Raw genomic sequence first — 19,524 nt, forward strand, 5'->3', positions numbered from 1 at the left:
CCATGGCGGGGGTTTTCGTTACAGATCGCGCAGGCCTTAGGCAGCGGGCTTATCGTCTTCGAGATAATAGCGAATATTATCCTCGAAACTTTCATCGGCACTTAGACCCAATTTGAGCGCCTTTTCAGGGCGCAAATCAAACCGCCACCCTTTGACGATCTCTTGGATGGCGGGCTGCGCCTCAAAACGGATTAGCTTGGCAGGCTCAGGCCCCGCGACAGCCGTCATCGCGTCAATCATCTGGCGGATTGTCCACATCTTGCCCGGCATCATCATGCAGCGGTTTTGGCCCAATTCAGCGGCCTCAATCTCAGCCCCGCGAATAAGGTTTTCGACACATTTGCGCGGTGACAGATAGAAATGCGGGAAATCATCGCTGACAGGGCAAATTGCCTCTTGCCCATTTAGTGGCTCGCGCAAAATCGATGACATGAAGCTAGACGCGGCACGATTGGGTTTGCCAGGCCGCACCGATATGGTGGGCAAACGGAAGCCACGCCCATCAATATAGCCTTTGCGGCTGAAATCATTGACCAACAATTCCCCCATGGCTTTTTGCGCCCCGTAGGAGGTTTGCGGGTTGAGGAAACTATGATCCAAAATCGGGTCTGGCACCTCGCCGCCGTAAACCGCGATGGACGATGTAAAGACCACTACTGGTTTCGTCTGCAATTCGCGCGCGCGCTGCAACACGTTCAGCGTGCCCATCAAATTGATCGACAGCCCTGCATCAAAATCTTCTTCTGCATGGGCAGATACAATGGCAGCAAGCAGATAGATCACATCCACATCCGCCCCTAGCGTGGCCGCGACCGAGGCAGGGTTGCTGATATCACAGGCCACGCACTCCACGTCAAACGGGGCCTCGACCATGGCGGGGTCGACAATATCGGCCAAGGTGATCTTGCGGATCGCTTTCCCCCGCAACTGCCCGCGCGCGGCCAAGGATCGGGCCAATTTTTGCCCAACGACACCGCCGCCGCCAATAATCAGAATATGCATTACGTTTCTCCCTCAAAAATCTGTGGCACCAAGGCCCCGCGACATTGGATCACCTGACCCGCAAGCTGCATCGCGGCCAATGCCGCCTCCTCTAAGGCGCGACCCTGCGCCACATGGGCCACGAAAGCCGCGCCGAAACTGTCACCTGCGGCGGTGCTGTCGACCACTTGGTCTACGGGCCTACAGGGCAAAACACGCACCCCGCCTGCATCATCCCACAATTGCACATCCCCTGCGCCATCTTTGAGCGCGATGATATGCGCCCCTGCCTTGCGATAGCGGGCAATCGTGTCTGTAGCTGTCGCGCCCTCGAACAGGATTTGCTCTTCATCGAATGATGGCAAAATAATATCGGCCACAGCCGCGCCCGCCATCATGCCCGCTTGCATGGTCGCGTGATCCTCCCACAAACGGGGGCGAAGGTTCGTGTCAAAGGCGATCAAGGCCCCCTCTGTGCGCGCCCGCGCTAAAGCGGCACATAGGGACGCGCGTCCCTCAGGCGAAAGAATTGCGAGGGTGATGCCCGAGAAATAGATCACATCGCGCCCCGCCAAAGTGGCCTGAAGCCATGCGGGATCATCGGCGAGGCAGCGCGCGGCAGATTGACTGCGCCAATAAGAAAAGCTGCGTTCGCCCTGATCAAGGCTGATCATATATAGCCCCACTGTGCGCTCGGGGATCACGCGCAGCGCATCCGTATCGATGCCACCTGCGGCCATAAAGGCCTGCATCTCGCCCGAGGCCGCATCTGCCCCGATGCAACTGCCATAGGCGACCGACCATGAGGGCGGCAAAATGCGGCGCGCATACCATGCAGTGTTGAATGTATCCCCCGCAAAGCCACGCCGATAGAGGCCGCCGCCCTGATCGGACAGCTCGACCATACACTCCCCCAAAGAGATGAAGGACGACCCCATTAAATCAATCCGCGCTGTGCCAAATTGCGCATCAAGGCTGCCGTGCCAAAGCACCATTCAGGGCATTCGGTCGACAGCCGCACCGTGTTTTGCAAAGATCCGAGCCACGCTTCGGTGATCGTCACCACATCATCCCCGTGATGGGTAAAGCCTTGACCCGCCGCGTCACGATCTTTGACAGGGGCAAACATCGTGCCCAAGAACAGGAAAAACCCGTCAGGATATTGGTGATGCCGCCCAATGGTCTGGGCCACGATATCAGCGGGGTCGCGGCTGATCTTGGTCATGGAAGAATGCCCTTCCAGAACGAACCCATCCGTGCCCTCAACCCGCATGGACAGCTCCGCCGTTCGGACATCATCAAGGCTAAAGCTGTCATCAAACAGGCGCAGGAAGGGGCCGATTGAACAGGAAGCATTATTGTCCTTGGCCTTCCCCAACAGCAGCGCAGAGCGCCCTTCGACATCGCGCAGATTGACATCGTTGCCAAGCGTGGCCCCAACAATCGTGCCCTTAGAATTGATCGCCAAAACAATCTCAGGCTCGGGGTTATTCCAACTGGACATCGGGTGCAGCCCCACAAGGGCACCATAGCCCACCGACCCCATTGGTTGGGATTTGGTGAAAACTTCGGCGTCAGGGCCAATGCCGACCTCTAGATATTGCGACCAAAGCCCCTCCTCTTGAAGAACCGATTTCACCTTCATCGCTGCGTCTGATCCGGGCTTAATGCCCGACAAACTGTCGCCAATCACCGCCTTTACACGGGCGCGGATCCCGTCAGCCAAATCTGCATTGCCTGCCGCCTGTTCCTCTATCACGCGCTCAACCATGCTTTCGGCGAAGGTCACGCCAGAGGCTTTGATCGCCTGCAAATCAGGTGGGGCCAAAAGGCGCAAGGCATTGGCATCACCCGTTTGCGCGGCAGCAAGGCTGCTTGCGACCAGATCGTCAAGACCGCAGATCACCTCGCCCTTGGCAGCACGGGCGGTTTCCGCAGGATGATCGCCTTCAAGAAGGTCATGCATGGTGGGGCAGGCACGGCTCGTGATATCAACCACATCCCCCCCCTCAAGCCGCACAAGCGCAGGCCCAAGATCAGGACGCCAGACGCGGCCCACATAAATTCCTTTTGGATCAAAATCTTTTGTGGAAATCATGCTTTGCCCTTTCCTATTGCGCTGGAAACATCTTGTTTGGATTGAGGATATTCTTGGGGTCAAATGCGGTTTTGATCGCCCGCATATAAGCCACCGCTGCGCCATGTTCGGCATTCATGAATTTGACCTTACCAAGGCCAATCCCATGCTCACCTGAAACAGTGCCCCCCAAGCGCAGCGCAGTTTCAGCCAAGGCCGTGGTGAATTTTTCGGCCCGCTCCATTTCATCTGGATCATTGGGATCAACACTAAGACCTGCGTGGAAATTTCCATCGCCAACATGGCCAACAATCGTTGCGGTCAGCCCCATGGATTTTGCATCGCGTTGCGCCTGTAACACGGCCTCTGCCAGTTTTGAGATCGGCACGCATACATCCGTGGGCCAGATATGGCCGCCCTGCCCTAAGGCCGCACTGGCATAATGGGAATTATGGCGGATCGCCCAAAGGGCATTGCGCGCTTCGGTGGTGGTGGCTGTCTCAAACCCATCTGCGCCAAACTCCCCCGCGATATCCGAGAAGGCCTCCATCTGCTCCTTGACGCCCGCATCGGTGCCGTGAAATTCCAAAAATAAATGCGGGATTTCGGGGAAATCTGATTTTGCATAGGCGTTAAAGCCGCGCACCATCATCTCATCCACCAATTCAATCCGCGCCATGGGGATACCCGACTGGATCGTTAAGATCACACAATTGACCGCATCCTCAACTCTTGGAAAACGGCAGGTTGCAGCCGCGATTGCCTCGGGGACGCCGTGCAATTTCAGGGTCAATTCCGTGATAATACCCAGCGTGCCTTCTGAGCCAATCAACAGATGGGCAAGGTCATAGCCAGTCGCAGATTTGCGCGCCCCCGATCCTGCGCGGATAATCGTGCCATCGGCCATCACGCCCTCAAGGGCAAGGACGTTCTCGCGCATCGTTCCGTAGCGCACCGCGGTTGTGCCAGAGGCGCGGGTGGCGGCCATCCCCCCGACTGACGCATCTGCGCCGGGATCGACCGAGAAAAACAACCCCGTTGCGCGCAATTCCTCGTTCAGGGCTTTGCGCGTAATGCCAGGCTGCACAGTCACCTTCAGATCTTCGGCATCCAAGGAAAGCACGCGCGTCATGCGCGACATATCCAAGCTGATCCCCCCTGCAACGGCAAGATGCTGACCCTCAAGGGACGAGGCCGCGCCATAAGCCACCACAGGGCATCCCTGCGCATGACAAATTTTGAGGATTTGCGATACTTCCTCGGTCGTCTCAGGATAGGCGACCGCATCGGGCGGCGTATTGGGATAATAAGTCTCGTTTTGGCCATGCAAGGTCAAATCAGCCGCGGTCGTGACCAAGCGATCGCCCAACAAATCGCGCAATGCAACAATGGTCTGTGAATGATCCGCCATCTCATCCCTCATTGCGACACACGGCGCGCAGTGGTGAAAGCGCGGTCAAGATCAGGGATCAATTCCATGCCCAAGCCCGCGGCACGGCTGACGGAAATATGACCGTCTTTCACCTCAGGCAAACCCGTGACGATATCTGCATACCATCCTTTATAAAAGGCGCGCACGCTCTCTTGGATCAGGGCATTGGGGGCCGAAAGCGACAAATGCGTTGAGGCTGCCAAGACCACAGGCCCCGTGCAATCATGCGGGGCCACGGGCAGTTTCTCCGCCTCTGCCATCGCGGCGATTTTGCGCGCAGCGGTCAACCCCCCACACCATGACAAATCCAGCATCACAATCCCCGCCGCTTGCGCGGCCAAGAGGTCACGAAAGGCGCCAATCCCGTTTAATGTCTCAGAGGCACAAACGGGTGCGGGGCTTTCCTTGGCATAGCGGGTAAGGGCCGCAAAATTATCCATGCGGATTGGGTCTTCATGCCAATAGGTTTGATAAGGTTGAAGCGCACGCGCGATACGGATCGCAGGTGTCAATTGCCACAACGAGTGGAATTCAACCATGATATCCATCTGATCGCCCACGGCATTGCGGATTTTCTCAAAAGGCAACAGCGCGGATTTTAATTCCGCCGCAGAAATATGCGCCCCTTCATTGGCTTCGGCTGCCGCATCAAAGGGCCATATTTTCATCGCCGTTATCCCCTCCTCCAAAAGGGAGTGGGCCAATTCATCAGCGCGATGCAAAAAAGCATTCAGATCATCATATTGATCGCCCGCGCCCAAGCCAAAATTGCGCGTGTTCTGCCCTTCGTCTTTCTTGATATAGTCATTGCCCGCGCAGGTATTATAGGTGCGGATACTGTCACGGGTGAACCCGCCCAAAAGCTGCGCCACGGGTTGGCCTGTGGCCTTCCCCCACAAATCCCAAAGCGCAATATCAAAGGCAGAATTGGCCCGCGCCTCTGCCCCAGTCGAGCGCCAGCCCAGATACCCTTCCAATTTGCGCGCAAGATATTCAATGCGCAACGGATCTTCGCCAATGACCAAAGGGGCAAGTGTGTCATGAATATAGGCTTCTACCGCGCCTGCCCCAAAAAATGTCTCGCCAAGGCCCGTCACACCTTCATCCGTATGCACATGCAGCCACAACAAGTTGGGCCGCTCTGCAACGCGGATGGTTTCTAATTTGGTGATTTTCATCCCTGACCTCCGAAACTTGACCATAGCGCCAAACCGACCACGCCAAGCATGGCCAATGCCATGAAAATATTGATGATCCGCTGGGTGCGAGACGGCAGATCAAGGCGATGCAGCGTCACCCCTGCCCAAAGCCACGCCAGATGGATCGGGATCCAAATTGCGTTGGCAATCAGGATTTTCATGGTGATCTCAAAGACCAAATTATCGGGCGCAAACCCAAAACCCGTCATCAGCGATGTGTTGACGGCATAGGCCTTTGGGTTGATCGCTTGCAGCAAAATACCCCCCAAGATGCCCGGCGGGGCAGCCGCCTCGATGAACGCGATTTTTGCGCCCGCAAAACCAATCTTCGCCGCAAGATAGAGCAGATAGGCCACCGAGGCCCCCATCAGCACCACGCGCAACCATGGCACCGACAAAACCACCGCCGCCAATCCAGACACGACCGCCAACATCACCAAATTCGTGCCGATGAACAGGCCCAAAACATAGCGCAGCGAGGGCTTGAACCCATAAGCCGCGCCAAAGCCCGCGGTGCTAAGAACACCGGGCCCAGGCGTGATGATGAGCAAGATGACAGCAAGCGCAAAGGTCAGCACGGGCCAAACTCCAATTGCACTTTCATGGCCTGCGTGCGGTCATTGGCCATCGCAAAAGCCGCCGCAAATTCCGCCCATGCAAAGCTGTGGGTAATCAGGGGCCGCGTGTCGATCAGCCCGTTTTGCATCATCCGCACGGCCATTGCGAATTCTTCATGGAAGCGGAACGAGCCCATCAACTGCAATTCACGCGCAGTGATCTGCATCATAGGAAGCTGCATATCCCCAGACATTCCCAATTGCACAAGACGGCCTTGGGGGCGGATTGCGGGCAGCGCAGAAACAAGGGCCACTTGTGCGCCCGAACATTCGAACAGCACATCAACCGTGCCTTTGCCTTCGGCATAGGGGCTCAGCGCCTCTGGGTCGCGCGCCGTGTTCAGGCAGGTATCTGCCCCCGCTTTGCGCGCATAGTCCAGCATCGTGTCGCTTATATCGGTGGCAATGATTTCGCCTGCACCCGCGCGGCGCGCAGCCATAATGGCCAAAACGCCAATCGGGCCGCAGCCCGTCACCAACACGCGCTGCCCCACAAGGTTCCCTGCGCGGCGGGTTGCGTGCAGCGCAACGGCCAAAGGTTCGGCCATTGCAGCCTCGGCAGCACTCAAACCATCGGCCTTGATACAGTTTTCTGCGCGCGCCGTGATCACCTCGCGAAACGCACCTTGGATATGGGGGAACGGCATAGCCGATCCGTAAAACCGCATGTTCAGGCATTGATTGGGCAATCCGCGCTTGCATTCAACACAAGCGAAACAGGGGCGCGAGGGTGAGATTGCAACCAAATCCCCAACCGCCAAGCCCGTTACATCTGGCCCAATTTCAGTGATCTCGCCCGCCACCTCATGACCCAAAATCATCGGCTCGCGCAGGCGCACTGTGCCAAAGCCGCCATGGTTGAAATAGTGCAAATCAGACCCGCAAATCCCGCCTCGGCGCAGCGCAACTTGCACCTCGCCCGCCGCGGGATTGGCCGTTTCACAGGGGCCAAGGCGCAGATCGCCAGAGCCATGCACGAATAGCGCTTGTGCCAAAACACCCTCCCCGTTTGTGGCCGTCAGGCTTTCTCTTGCACCGACTTAAAAATGGTATACCATTTGCGCATAGAACGCGGGATCAGCGGGAAATGTCAAGGGCGGGGGTGGCGTTTGGGACGGCCAATTCCACCAAAACCATGACGCCAAAACCCGAAGGAGAAATGATGAAGCTGTTTGACCTAAGCGGGCGGCGCGCCTTGATTACAGGTTCCTCAATGGGGATTGGATTTGCCTTGGCCAAGGGCCTCAGCGCGGCAGGGGCGCAGGTGGTGCTCAATGCCCGCAATGCAGAGCGCCTTGAAGAAGCAGCCGAAAAGCTGCGCGCGACTGGCGCAAATGTTTTGACATTGGCCTTTGATGTCACCGATGCCACCGCAGCGCGCCAAGCGATTGATACATTCGAGGCCGACACAGGCGCGATTGATATTTTGGTGAATAACGCAGGCATGCAGCATCGTGCACCGCTTGAGGATTTTCCCGCCGATGCCTTCGACCGTTTGATGCGCACAAATGTGAATTCAGTTTTTTATGTTGCCCAAGCCGTGGCCCGCCACATGATCGCACGCGGCAAAGGCCGCATCATCAATATTGCAAGCGTGCAAACCGCCCTCGCCCGCCCCTCTATCGCCCCCTACACGGCGTCTAAGGGTGCGGTTGCGAACCTCACCAAAGGTATGGCGACCGATTGGGCAAAATACGGGCTGAACTGCAATGCCATTGCGCCTGGCTATTTTAACACCCCCCTCAACGCGGCGCTTGTCGCTGACCCTGAATTCTCCGCATGGCTTGAAAAGCGCACCCCTGCAGGCCGTTGGGGGGAGGTCGATGAATTGGTGGGCGCTTGCGTATTTTTATCTGCGGAGGCGTCCAGTTTCGTGAACGGCCATACGCTCTTTGTCGATGGCGGCATCACCGCAAGCCTATAGGAAAGGGAGATCCATATTATGACACAAAAACCCGTTATCGGTTTTATCGGCGTAGGTTTCATGGGCCATGGGATGGCGAAAAACATCCTAAAGGGCGGGTATGAGCTGTGGATCTTGGGCAACCGCAACCGCGCGCCTGTCGAAAGCTTGCTCAGCATGGGTGCGAAAGAGGCCGCATCGCCCCAAGACATGGCCGCAAAATGCGATATCATCCATCTGTGCCTGTCCAACTCGCCCCAAGTCGAAGCGGTGATCACGGGCGAAAGTGGCATCATCGCAGGCGCGCGCAAAGGTTTAATTGTGATCGACACGACCACCGCTGATCCAACCTCAACATTGGCCATGGCAGAAAAGCTGGCAGAGGTTGGCGCGCATATGGTCGATGCCCCGTTGGGCCGAACGCCCAAAGAGGCAGAGGAAGGGATGCTTGACGCGATGGTGGGCTGCGATGCGGCGCTGTTTGATCAAGTGCATCCCGTCATTGATTGCTGGGCTGGCACCATCACGCGCATCGGCGAGGTGGGCACGGGCCATAAGATGAAGCTCTTGATGAATTTCTTGGGCGCGGCCTATTCGGCGCTCTATTCTGAGGCGACTGTTTTGGGCGCGGCCGTTGGCATCTCGCCCCATGCGTTTCGCGAAGTGATTGCGCCCAGTCGCCTTGGGTCGGGATTTTTTGGCACGTTCATGCAATATGTCTGCGACAGAGACGAGAATGCACATAAATTCTCGATTGCGAACCTGTCGAAGGACATCCGCTATGTGAATGCGATGGCAACGGATGCAGGCGTGATGAATGTCATGGCCTCTGCCGCGCGGCATTATTTCACCCATGCCGAAGCCATCGGAAAAGGCGGGGATTTTGTCCCGATGCTGTCGGATCACATTGGCAACTTAAACGGAATGGATTTGGCCGCAGAAGTGGCCAAAGGCAAAAAGTAACGCCTGTATCAAAAGGGGGGCTTATCATGCTGTCCAAAGACGAGATCGCATCCTACCACAAAAATGGCTATCTGATGGTGGAGGATGCGGTCAGCCCCTCCCAATTGGATGAACTGCGCCGCTTGACCGCGCAGTTTATCGAAGCGTCACGCGATGTGCGCGAAAGCAACGCGGTCTATGATCTCGATAAGGGCCACGGGCCAGACACCCCGCGTCTGACGCGGATCAAGATCCCGCATAAGCAGCACCCCTATTTCTGGGAGGTGCTGCGCAATTCGCGCATGACCGAGGTATTGGCGAGCCTGCTTGGCCCTGATACGGCCATCATCACCTCTAAGCTCAACACAAAGGCACCAGGCGGTGGCGCGGCGGTGGAATGGCACCAAGATTGGGCTTTCTATCCACATACGAATGATGACCTTCTGGCCTTTGGTCTGATGCTTGAGGATGTGGACGCGGCCAATGGCCCGTTGATGGTGATCCCTGAAACCCATCGCGGGCCAATTTTGGATCACAGCATGAACGGGGTTTTTGCAGGGGCGATCAATCCCGATGATCCGCTGTTTGAGCGCGACAAGATCGTGACTTTGACAGGGAAAGCGGGATCAATGACGGTGCATCACGCCCGCATTCTGCACGGATCGGCCCCGAATGTCAGCGATAGACCGCGCTATATTCTATTCTATGAAATCGCCAAAGCAGATGCATGGCCGATCCTTGGCGCTGCGTCTTATATCCACGAATTGGGGCAGCGGCGCTTTTGGGAGGATTTGCAGGAGCGCATCATCACGGGCAAGGCCTGCCTCACACCGCGCCTCGAAACAGTGCCTGTGCGCATGCCTTTACCGCCTGCGCCTGACAATAGCTCAATTTTCAAAACGCAAGAAAGCGCAGGCGCCAAAAGCGCCTTTCGCTAACCTTAAGGCGCGCGCCCTTTAATAGGTCGCGCGTCCCCCTGACAGATCGAACACCGATGCGGTGGTGAAGGAATTTTCGGGGCTGACAAGCCATGCAATCATGGCGGCGGCCTCATCCACCTCGAGGAAGCGATTGCGCGGGATTTTTGAGAGCATGTAATTGATATGCTCTTCCGTCATCTGGTCAAAAATCGCCGTGCGCGCGGCCGCAGGTGTGACGCAATTCACCGCAATATCGTGGCCTGCACATTCCTTGCCCAAGGATTTGGTAAAGCCAATCACCCCCGCCTTTGAGGCGCTATAGGCGCTGGCATTGGGGTTGCCCTCTTTGCCTGCGATAGAGGCGATATTGACGATGCGGCCAAAATTACGCGCCTTCATCCCCGCGATAACCGCCTTGTTGGTGAAATAGGTGCCGAGCAAATTGATTTCGACCACGCGGCGGAACTCGTCATTGCTGTAATCCTCAACCACCGCGTTTGCCCCAGCAATGCCCGCGCTGTTGACCAGAATGTCGATACGGCCCAATGCGGCCTCGGTTGCCTGTGCGGCTGCCTCAACCGATGCATAATCGCTGACGTTACAGCCAAAGGCCTGCACCGACCCAAGGCTGGAAAGCTGTGCCACCGCCTTGTCGTTCAAATCACCATTGATGTCCCAAAGCGCCACAGATGCGCCTGAGCGTAAAAGGCGCGCGGCCACCGCATAGCCAATCCCTTGGGCCCCGCCTGTCACCACCGCGCACAAACCGCTGAGGTCGATTTTGCTTTCTGCTTTTGTCATGTCCTGTCCCTTCCCTTAATCCACTATCTTCGCACGACCATCCGCGATCATCGCGGCAATGGCAGGCATTTCGCAAAACCCATTGCGCACTTTTTCATCAAGCGCATCTTCTGCTGCGCTGATCTCGCCTATGGTGGCGATCACCTCGTCAATCCGCGAGAAAGGCACAACCACAACGCCGTTGATATCCGCCACGATAATGTCGCCGCTTTGAACCTGCCGCCCCCCGACAACCGCCCCGAAGCCCACGCGAGCGGGGCCATTGGAATAAGGCGAATTGGGGCTGAGCCCCGTGCAAAATACAGGCAGGCGCGTTTCTAAAATTCCCTCATAATCGCGCATCTCACCATCTGTGACAAAGCCTGCGGCACCTTTGTTCTTCAGCATGCCACAGAACCGATCCCCAGAGGCCGAGCAATTCTTACCCCCATTCATTGCGGCCACCACGATGTCGCCCTTTTGCAGAATATGAAGCGCGCCCATCGTGGCGAGGATTTCCGCGGGGCCATTTTCAGCCACCAAGGCCACACCAACCGTGGTGTAAAGACTGCGATCCCCTGTGGCTGCAAAAAGTGGGCGGATAAGGCTTTCCATCGCGCCCTGCCCCTCCATCGCATCACAAACATAGCCCGTTGGGATACCTTCAAAGGCCGCGACCTGCGCCGCTGTGGGACGGGGGAAGTTTTCTCGGATGGTCAAAATCGGCGGCTCGTGGATCATGGTGGCCTCTCTTTCTCACAAATTAGGCAACAGGAATTGCAACGCATAAAGCGTGCCCATGCCCGCACATATCGACCAGATAACGCCAAAGCGCAGACCGATCAGGAAAGCCGCCAAAGCGGCCACGATGCGGATAGGATCAATGTGCCCCCCCGTGGCCTCGGGCCACATGACCAAGGGCGCAACCAAAGCAGGAAAGACCGATACACCGACATATTTCAGGTGCAACTGCGCCCAATCTGGCAGGCTGCGGCCCCCGAATATCCCCAGAAAGGAAAAGCGGATCAGGAACGTGCCAATCCCCAACAAAAGCGTCAAAAGCCAAAAATCGCCCGTATCGATCATGCTGCCCCCTTGGCCTTGCGGCGGCGCAAGAACAACTCGGCCTGCGCGCCAGCAATCAGGCCCGACAGTGCCGCAACGATCAACCCCAGCGACCATGGCAGCCATGCAAAGGCTAAGGCCATCAGGGCGGCGACAAAGGCCGCAAATACATGAGGGGCCGACCGCAACAAAGGCGCGGTCAGGGCGATAAAGCATACAGGCACGGCAAAATCCAAAGACAAAGAGGCAGGAATGGCCTCACCGATGACCGCACCCAAAAACGTGCAGCCATACCAAAACGGACAAATCAGCGCCATGCAGCCAAAGTAATAGGCAACCCGATGGGCGGGTGGCATATCAGGGCGGTCTTCATAGGTGCGCACAGCCACCGCAAAGGCCTGATCCACCATCAAATAGGCCATCAGCGCGCGGGTCGAAAATCGGGCGTGCCCCACATAAGGCACAAGGGCTGCCGAATACATCGCCATCCGCAAGTTCACCACAAGCGCCGCCAAAAGTGCGATGAACACGGGCGCTTGGTCGCTTAACAGGGCGACCGCGGTGAACTGTGATGCCCCCGCAATCACCAAAACGGTCATTGTCATCGTTTGCAGCAGATCAAGCCCCGCATCACGGGCCACCACGCCAAAGAGCATGGAATACGGCACGACAATCAGAATAAAGGGCGCGCAGTCGACATACCCCTTGAAGAAGGCTGCGCGCGTTGTGGTGATCTCGCGCATTAATTCTCCCTGCCGCGCAGGGTCAGCCGTGCATAGGCAAGCCCCGAAGTTGTGGCCTGACATTGCGCTTTTTGGCGCTGTATGGCTTCGGCGTCATACTCAGACAGGGCCACGGCCAATTCCTCCATGCGATCACATTGCAAAAGGCCGCTGAGAATATCGTATTTCAATTCGATACTGACCAAAGTTGAAATCTCATCGGAGGCACTGGCGCGCAGATCGCTCATGCCCGCGCTGATCCCTGCATCCAACTGGCTACGCGCCTCGCGAAAACACAGGGCCGCAACCGCGTTCATATCATCAGGCTCGGACAGGCATGGTTCGATTGCCGCGCTGACACAATCCAACAGCTGCGCTTCGGTTTCGATTCGCTCGGAAAGGCAGGCGTTAAGGGTTTCGCGGGCATCTTGCGCGGCCACAGGCACGGGGCCAATCAGCCAAATTCCAACAGCAATCGTAGAAACAGCAATCGGTTTCATAATGATTTCCACCTTCAAATCGCTTTGCTCTTGCATTTGGTATACCATTTGAATTTTCTATAACAAGAGAACCATGGAAAATGGTGTACCAAAATTACGATTGCTCTGAGGGCGTGTAAGTAGACACACCGCTTAGCGCCAAATCGACAGGGAGAGGATTGGGAGAAAAAAATGTCCAACACCCGTGCAAATAAACGATTCCGCTCGCAAGAGTGGTTCGACAATCCTAACAACCCAGGCATGACCGCGCTATATGTCGAGCGTTACCAAAACTCGACCTTCACCCGCGAAGAATTGCAAAGTGAACGCCCCATCATCGGGATCGCGCAAACGGGCTCGGACTTGGCGCCTTGTAATAAAATCCATGTGTTTTTGATGGAACGGATCAAGCAAGGCATCCGTGAGGCAGGCGGTGTGCCGATGGAATTCCCCGTGCATCCAATCCAAGAGACTGGAAAACGCCCGACCGCCGCGCTGGATCGAAACCTGCAATACTTGTCTTTGGTCGAGGTGCTGCACGGCTATCCGATTGACGGGGTTGTGCTGACCACGGGCTGTGACAAGACCACGCCCGCCATGCTGATGGGGGCCGCAACTGTCGACCTGCCAGCAATCGCGCTCAATGGCGGCCCGATGTTGGATGGCTGGTGGAATGGCAAGCGCGCAGGATCAGGCATGATTGTCTGGGAAAGCCGCCGCCTTTTGGCCGCAGGCGAGATTGATTACGAAGAATTCATGTCGCGCGTCTGCTCCTCTGCGCCCTCTCTGGGACATTGCAATACGATGGGCACAGCCTCGACCATGAACGCGATGGCGGAGGCGTTGGGGATGTCTCTCACGGGCAATTCCGCAATTCCCGCCCCGTTCCGCGAGCGGATGGCGATGGCCTATGAAACGGGCAAGCGGATCGTGCAGATGGTTTATGAAGACCTCAAACCCTCAGACATCATGACACGCAAGGCCTTTGAGAATGCCATAGTCGTCAACGCTGCGATTGGCGGGTCGACCAACGCCCCACCACATTTGCAGGCCGTTGCCCGTCATATCGGCGTTGAGCTGAATGTGCGCGACTGGGAAAAGATCGGCTATGATGTTCCCTTGATGCTGAACATGCAGCCCGCGGGCGAGTATTTGGGGGAAAGCTTCTTCCGTGCGGGCGGCGTGCCTGCGATCATGGCAGAGCTGCGCAAAGCGGGCCGCATCCACGAAGATGCAATGACCGCGACAGGCCAGAGCATGGGGGAAAACCTAAATGGTCACAGCTCGCGCGATCACAGTGTAATCACCACCTACGACAAACCCCTGCGGAAGAATGCTGGGTTTAAGGTTTTGTCAGGCAATCTCTTTGACAGCGCCTTGATGAAAACATCCGTGATCTCCGCAGATTTCCGCGAGCGCTTTCTCTCGGAACCTGGAAATGAAGGGGTGTTCGAGGCAAAGGCGGTCGTGTTTGAAGGCCCTGAAGATTACCATGACCGCGTGAATGACCCCGCACTTGGTATTGATGAACGCACGATCTTGTTCATTCGCGGGGTTGGTGCGGTTGGCTATCCCGGTTCGGCGGAGGTGGTGAATATGCAGCCACCAGATCACATCATCCGCCAAGGCATCAGCCACTTGCCAACAGTGGGCGATGGCCGCCAATCTGGCACATCCGAAAGCCCCTCGATCCTCAACGCCTCACCTGAAAGCGTTGTTGGCGGTGGTCTTGCCTATCTTCAAACGGGCGACATGGTGCGGTTGGATTTCAACAGCTCGACCTTGAACGCTTTGGTGGACGATGCGGAATGGCAGGCCCGCATTGATGCTTGGAGCCCACCAGAACTGCGCCATCAAACCCCATGGCAGGAAATTTACCGCACCCATGTGGGGCAATTGGCTGATGGTGGCTGTTTGGAATTGGCGACAGCCTATCAGAAAATCGGACGCGATCTGCCGCGTGATAACCACTAAGGCACGCGTGGCAGCGCAATACGAAGGAGGCCTATTATGGGCAAGACGATTATCATCACTGGGGGCGGGGGCGGTGTTGGCCGTGCTACAGCGCGCCATTTCCTTGAACAGGGTTGGCGCGTGGGTCTGATTGGACGGCGCGCCGAAGCCTTGGAGGAAACGGCACAGGCCCATGATCACGCGCTGATCCTGCCCTGTGATGTGACCGATGAGGCGCAGGTTGAGCGTGCCTTTCACTCCGCATATGAGGCATGGGGGCATTTGGATGCCCTGTTCAACAATGCAGGTGTCAGTCTCGGCGGCGCACCGATTGATGAACTCTCCGTCAGCGATTGGCGCAACCTGATTGATATCAATGTCACAGGCAGCTTTATCGCCGCGCGCGCGGCCTTTGGCATCATGCGCAAGCAATCCCCACAAGGGGGGCGCATCATCAATAATGGCTCGGTTTCCGCCTATGTGCCACGGTGGGGGTCTGCCCCCTACACCGCATCTAAGCATGCGATCACTGGGCTCACCCGTTCCATCAGCCTTGATGGACGTCCCTTCAACATCGCCTGCGGTCAGATTGATATTGGGAATGCCCTAACGGATATGGCCGAAAAGATGACCAAGGGCGTGCCACAGGCCGATGGCAGCATCGCGATTGAGCCCGTGATGGATGTGGCCCATGTGGCCGCGTCCGTTCTGCATATGGCGGAATTGCCGCTTGAGGCGAATGTGCAATTCATGACTGTCATGGCCACGAATATGCCCTATATCGGGCGCGGCTGATCCGTTCAGCACAAGCAGTGCAAAGGGGGCGCACCATGAGGGTGCGCCCCTTTTCATTCGGGCAGAACGGGGCGCTTTCCCTTTTGCCGCTCGCGCTGCCAAATATAAAGGCCCGAAGCGATGATGATCGCCGCCCCTGCCAGGGTCCAAATTGTGGGGTAAGTGCTGAATATCACAATCCCCACCAAAGCCGCCCAAAAGACCTGCGTGTAAATAATCGGCGCAAGGATCGAGGCATCCGCCCACCGATGCGCGGTGGTGGCTGCAATATGCCCCAACGCGCCAAAGCCGCCGATAATGCACAGGATCACCCATGCCAACGGTGTCTGGGGCCATACCCAGACATTCAGTGCGAATGGGGCCAAGGCAACAGTGGCAATGCCGCTTGACCAGACCTGTTGGGTGGCATTGGTTTCGATCCCCGCCAAAAGTCGCGTCATGATGAAATAGGTGGAGGCCATCAATAGCGTTCCAAGGCTGAGGATCATCGCGGGGTGGAATTCTGCCCCCCACGGCTGGATCACAATCAACACCCCCAAAAACCCCACACAAACCGCAATGATACGGCGCAGGCCGACCTTTTCACCCAAGATGGGGATCGCCATAAGCGTGATCACAATCGGCCCTGCAAAAGAGATGGTTGTGGTCACGGTAATCGGCAGGAATTTCAGCGCCTGAAAATTCATGATTGTGCCGATAAATAGCGCACAAGAGCGCAGAATTTGTTTTGTTGGCGCATTCGAGTGAAACACGCCCCGCCCTTCCTGCGGCAGATAAATCGCCAATGCATAAATGAAATGACCCGCATAACGGGCAAAGACAATCTGCAAAACAGGGATGCCCGCAATGCTCAGCCATTTGGCCGAAGTGTCGATACATGTGAAAAAGATCACAGCCAAGGCCATGGTCAATACACCTGCAAGCACGCGGTTTTCTCTGGGGGCGGGGGCGCTCATGATTGGGTTACATCGTCATGCCACCGTCAATGGCCACGCATTGACCCGTCATATATTTGCTTTCATCGCAAGACAGATACACGACCAGTTCGGCAATCTCATCAGCGGTGCCAAGCCGCCCCATGGGCTGCCGTGCCACGAAATCTTTCATCGCTTGCTCATAATTGCCCGTGGCATGCAACCGCCCCTGAAGGCTTGGCGTATCCACTGTGCCTGGCGCGATACAATTGGCGCGGATCCCGCGGGTGATGTAATCAGCGGCCACCTGTTTGGTCAGCGCAATGGTCGCCCCCTTTGATGTCCCGTAGATAAAACGGTTCGGCAAACCCCGAAGGGATGAGCAGACCGAAGCGATATTCACAATCGCCCCATGGCCCCGCTCAAGCATCCCGGGCACGGCGGCTTGGATGGCATGGAAATGTGCCCGCACGTTTAGGTTCATCGCCAGATCAAACTCGTCATCAGTGGCTTGTTCAATCGTGCCAGAATGCACAACGCCTGAGCAGTTCACCAAGACATCGGGCTGTGCCTTGGTCACGGCTTCAACCAAAGCTGCCTTATCGAGAACGTTCAACGCAAAGCTTTCAGCGACATCGAGATCGGTGAGGAATTTATCATGCAAATCTGTAGCAATGACATGCGCCCCTTCACGCGCAAGGGCGATTGCACTGGCCCGCCCAATCCCCTGCCCTGCGGCTGTTACAAATACACGCTTCCCTTGCAGTCTCATGATGATTTCCTTCCCAAATTTTCTGCCATCCAGTCCACAATCTGTGGCACCATCAAATCCCCCGCACCGCCTGCGACAATTTCAGCCAGTGTCGCATTCGCCGCGCCCGACATACGGCTATTGAGGCCCAAATCTTCGGCCATTTGCCTGTAATATCCGACATCTTTGGCCGCATTTTGTGCCGAAAACGCCAGATCAATCTGCCCGTCCGTGGCGTAATTGCGTATAAATTGCATCATGCCCGAATGGTTTGGCCCAGCTGCCATCACCTCATAAAGCGATTGGCGCGCGATCCCCGCCTCATCGGCCAGTGCAAAGGCCTCGGCCATTGAAATCGCCGTGGTCATCGCAAAGTAATTATTGATCAGCTTGATCGTATGGCCGTTGCCAAGTTTTCCGAGGTGAAAGACGTTTTCGCCCAAGATATCCAAGATGGGCTTCACGCGCGCATAAGCATCTTCATCCCCCGCACACATGATATTCAACTTGCCCTCATAGGCATGGGCAGGGGTGCGCCCCAAAGGCGCATCGAGGTAAATTGCGCCTTTCTCGGCCAGAGCCGCCCCGATCTTCAGCGTGGAGGCGGGCAATGATGTGCCAAAATCAATCACAATTTGGTCAGGCTTTGCTGCCGCCAAGACACCTGTATCGCCAAACATGCGCGCCTCAACCTGTGCCGATGTTCCCATGCAAAGCATCACAATATCGACCGCCGCCGTTAGGCTTGCCGCATCTGTCGCCTCAACCGCGCCTTTTGCAATCGCCGCCTCAAGGCCGCTGCGGTCTTTATGACCCAAAACCGTGACAGGGTGGCCTGCATCCAAGAGGCAAGACACCATCGCGCGCCCCATAAGGCCGAGCCCGATAAATCCAATATGTGCCGTCATGCGCTCTCCTTTTATGCTCTTTAAATACCACGGAAATCTGGCGGCACTTCACCGCGTGCCACAGGTTGCCCCTGTTTGGCCGATAGGGCGGTGGCCAAAGTGGCCTCCATCGCCGCCAGACCATCGGCACCGCTGCACAAGACATCATCCGCCTTGCCCGCCATCAGGGCTGCAAACCGCTCCATCTGTGCGCGGATTGGGTCAATGCGCGCGAAACTTTGCCCTGCATCCGCCGACAGGCCCTTTGACCATTCCACCTCGCCCTCATAATCGGCGTGCCAGAGTTTCAGCGAAGGGAATTCCAAAGCACCTTTGGTGCCCGTGATACGGAGGTAATCCTGCCCCGTTCCTGCAATGGCGGGGTTTTCATATGTGCCTGCCTCAAAGCTCCAAGGTGAGGCCCCTGCATCTGAGATCAGAAATGACCCCAACGCCCCGTTTTCAAAGCGGAGCGCAAGGGCGGCTGTGTCCTCAATCTCAAAGCCCCGCCGCGCCGAGGATGTGAGAGCAGTCACCTGTGACAGATTACCGATCAAGAACCGAAGCAGGTCTATCTCATGGCTGAGATTGGTCATCAATGGCCCCGCACCTGCACTGCGGCGCCATAGCGGGTCGTAATAGCGGTCATGTTTGCGCAACGACCAAAGGCCTTGAACCCCAACCAAATCGCCAATGTCAGCAAGCCGTGCGCGGGCGGCAATGGTGAATGGGTGGCAGCGGCGGTGATGACCTGTCACCAAAGGCACGCCTGCTGCATCCGCCGCATGGATTACGGCACGGCCTTCGGCCATGGTCGCGGTCAGAGGTTTTTCTACAATCACCCCCAAGCCCTGACCAATCAGATCAAGCGCGTTTTGGTGATGGGCGGGTGTCGGTGTGGCAATGACTGCGGCAGCGGTGGCCTTTGGCACATCCTCAAGACTTGCCACCATCGGCAAGCCCTGCGCAGCCAAATCTGCGCGGCGTGTCTCATCGGCCTCGACAATTGCGGTCAAAGCAATCAGCGGCGAGGCCTGTGCCACCTCGACATGGCGCATGCCGATTGAGCCTGCGCCAATTACACAAAGCGGAAGTGGCTGACCCAAA

Annotated in this window: 21 protein-coding genes; 5 read left to right on the forward strand and 16 right to left on the reverse strand. The window is 56.8% G+C overall.

Translation table 11 applies throughout. From position 1 onward, the window contains the following. Positions 1 to 36 precede the first annotated feature (36 nt). The 7 genes from denD to RYZ18_RS08215 are packed head-to-tail and all read right to left on the reverse strand — an operon-like array spanning position 37 to position 7,301. Positions 37 to 1,002: a D-erythronate dehydrogenase gene (denD, locus tag RYZ18_RS08185; protein WP_317656112.1), complete on the reverse strand. Its 966-nt coding sequence runs from the start codon at positions 1,000 to 1,002 to the stop codon at positions 37 to 39. Beyond that, a complete protein-coding gene (locus RYZ18_RS08190) occupies positions 1,002 to 1,919 on the reverse strand; it encodes a sugar kinase (protein ID WP_317656689.1) in 918 nt (305 codons plus the stop codon). Before RYZ18_RS08190 ends, denD begins: the two co-directional genes overlap by 1 nt. Continuing rightward, complete coding sequence (locus RYZ18_RS08195) at positions 1,919 to 3,079, reverse strand: fumarylacetoacetate hydrolase family protein (protein ID WP_317656114.1); 1,161 nt, start codon at positions 3,077 to 3,079, stop codon at positions 1,919 to 1,921. Before RYZ18_RS08195 ends, RYZ18_RS08190 begins: the two co-directional genes overlap by 1 nt. Positions 3,080 to 3,092: 13 nt before the next feature. Then, on the reverse strand, positions 3,093 to 4,469 hold the full coding sequence (locus RYZ18_RS08200; protein WP_317656116.1) for an FAD-binding oxidoreductase: 1,377 nt from the start codon (positions 4,467 to 4,469) through the stop codon (positions 3,093 to 3,095). A gap of 8 nt (positions 4,470 to 4,477) precedes the next feature. Beyond that, positions 4,478 to 5,668 carry a mandelate racemase/muconate lactonizing enzyme family protein gene (locus RYZ18_RS08205; protein WP_317656117.1) on the reverse strand — a complete coding sequence of 397 codons (1,191 nt, stop codon included), beginning with the start codon at positions 5,666 to 5,668 and terminating at the stop codon, positions 4,478 to 4,480. Further along, entirely contained in the window at positions 5,665 to 6,267 is a 603-nt protein-coding gene (locus tag RYZ18_RS08210) for a LysE family translocator (RefSeq protein ID WP_317656118.1), read from the reverse strand. The genes RYZ18_RS08205 and RYZ18_RS08210 overlap by 4 nt, the downstream gene beginning before the upstream one ends. Continuing rightward, positions 6,261 to 7,301 (reverse strand): L-idonate 5-dehydrogenase, encoded by a 1,041-nt coding sequence (locus tag RYZ18_RS08215; RefSeq protein WP_317656119.1) that lies wholly within the window; start codon positions 7,299 to 7,301, stop codon positions 6,261 to 6,263. Before RYZ18_RS08215 ends, RYZ18_RS08210 begins: the two co-directional genes overlap by 7 nt. A 167-nt stretch (positions 7,302 to 7,468) precedes the next feature. Here RYZ18_RS08215 and RYZ18_RS08220 point away from each other — a divergent pair, with 167 nt between their 5' ends. The 3 genes from RYZ18_RS08220 to RYZ18_RS08230 are packed head-to-tail and all read left to right on the forward strand — an operon-like array spanning position 7,469 to position 10,089. Continuing rightward, positions 7,469 to 8,230: an SDR family oxidoreductase gene (locus RYZ18_RS08220; protein WP_317656690.1), complete on the forward strand. Its 762-nt coding sequence runs from the start codon at positions 7,469 to 7,471 to the stop codon at positions 8,228 to 8,230. 18 nt (positions 8,231 to 8,248) lie between these two features. Then, the gene (locus RYZ18_RS08225) at positions 8,249 to 9,172 is read left to right on the forward strand and encodes an NAD(P)-dependent oxidoreductase (protein WP_317656120.1); all 924 of its coding nucleotides are present in this window, start codon (positions 8,249 to 8,251) and stop codon (positions 9,170 to 9,172) included. Between the two features lie 26 nt (positions 9,173 to 9,198). After that, positions 9,199 to 10,089, forward strand: coding sequence for a phytanoyl-CoA dioxygenase family protein (locus RYZ18_RS08230; protein WP_317656121.1), 891 nt, complete (start codon positions 9,199 to 9,201; stop codon positions 10,087 to 10,089). An 18-nt stretch (positions 10,090 to 10,107) separates the two neighbouring features. Here the strand turns inward: RYZ18_RS08230 and RYZ18_RS08235 are convergent, their stop codons facing one another. The 5 genes from RYZ18_RS08235 to RYZ18_RS08255 are packed head-to-tail and all read right to left on the reverse strand — an operon-like array spanning position 10,108 to position 13,138. Next, positions 10,108 to 10,872, reverse strand: a complete 765-nt coding sequence (locus RYZ18_RS08235) for an SDR family NAD(P)-dependent oxidoreductase (protein ID WP_317656122.1) — start codon at positions 10,870 to 10,872, stop codon at positions 10,108 to 10,110. Positions 10,873 to 10,887: 15 nt separating this feature from the next. Further along, positions 10,888 to 11,592 (reverse strand): RraA family protein, encoded by a 705-nt coding sequence (locus tag RYZ18_RS08240; RefSeq protein WP_317656124.1) that lies wholly within the window; start codon positions 11,590 to 11,592, stop codon positions 10,888 to 10,890. Positions 11,593 to 11,607: 15 nt separating this feature from the next. Continuing rightward, on the reverse strand, positions 11,608 to 11,937 hold the full coding sequence (locus RYZ18_RS08245; protein ID WP_317656126.1) for an AzlD domain-containing protein: 330 nt from the start codon (positions 11,935 to 11,937) through the stop codon (positions 11,608 to 11,610). Continuing rightward, positions 11,934 to 12,659, reverse strand: coding sequence for an AzlC family ABC transporter permease (locus RYZ18_RS08250; protein WP_317656127.1), 726 nt, complete (start codon positions 12,657 to 12,659; stop codon positions 11,934 to 11,936). Before RYZ18_RS08250 ends, RYZ18_RS08245 begins: the two co-directional genes overlap by 4 nt. Next, positions 12,659 to 13,138 (reverse strand): hypothetical protein, encoded by a 480-nt coding sequence (locus tag RYZ18_RS08255; protein WP_317656128.1) that lies wholly within the window; start codon positions 13,136 to 13,138, stop codon positions 12,659 to 12,661. Before RYZ18_RS08255 ends, RYZ18_RS08250 begins: the two co-directional genes overlap by 1 nt. Positions 13,139 to 13,309: 171 nt before the next feature. Between RYZ18_RS08255 and RYZ18_RS08260 the strand changes: the two genes are divergently transcribed. Together RYZ18_RS08260 and RYZ18_RS08265 are read left to right on the forward strand one after the other, a co-directional pair. Then, positions 13,310 to 15,091, forward strand: coding sequence for an IlvD/Edd family dehydratase (locus RYZ18_RS08260; protein WP_317656129.1), 1,782 nt, complete (start codon positions 13,310 to 13,312; stop codon positions 15,089 to 15,091). Between the two features lie 36 nt (positions 15,092 to 15,127). Further along, entirely contained in the window at positions 15,128 to 15,865 is a 738-nt protein-coding gene (locus tag RYZ18_RS08265) for an SDR family oxidoreductase (protein ID WP_317656130.1), read from the forward strand. Positions 15,866 to 15,918: 53 nt separating this feature from the next. On the opposite strand, the gene RYZ18_RS08270 is transcribed toward RYZ18_RS08265, so the two are convergent. From RYZ18_RS08270 to RYZ18_RS08285, 4 genes are read right to left on the reverse strand one after another with little or no spacing between them, the layout of a single operon-like run. Next, entirely contained in the window at positions 15,919 to 16,821 is a 903-nt protein-coding gene (locus RYZ18_RS08270) for a DMT family transporter (RefSeq protein ID WP_317656131.1), read from the reverse strand. Positions 16,822 to 16,828: 7 nt separating this feature from the next. After that, a complete protein-coding gene (locus RYZ18_RS08275; protein ID WP_317656133.1) occupies positions 16,829 to 17,551 on the reverse strand; it encodes an SDR family oxidoreductase in 723 nt (240 codons plus the stop codon). Beyond that, the gene (locus RYZ18_RS08280; RefSeq protein WP_317656135.1) at positions 17,548 to 18,438 is read right to left on the reverse strand and encodes an NAD(P)-dependent oxidoreductase; all 891 of its coding nucleotides are present in this window, start codon (positions 18,436 to 18,438) and stop codon (positions 17,548 to 17,550) included. Before RYZ18_RS08280 ends, RYZ18_RS08275 begins: the two co-directional genes overlap by 4 nt. Positions 18,439 to 18,458: 20 nt before the next feature. Beyond that, positions 18,459 to 19,523, reverse strand: a complete 1,065-nt coding sequence (locus tag RYZ18_RS08285) for a Gfo/Idh/MocA family protein (RefSeq protein WP_317656136.1) — start codon at positions 19,521 to 19,523, stop codon at positions 18,459 to 18,461. Between the last annotated feature and the right edge of the window lies 1 nt (position 19,524).

It is taken from the genome of Roseovarius sp. 10, from assembly GCF_033100315.1.
Classification (GTDB): domain Bacteria; phylum Pseudomonadota; class Alphaproteobacteria; order Rhodobacterales; family Rhodobacteraceae; genus M30B80.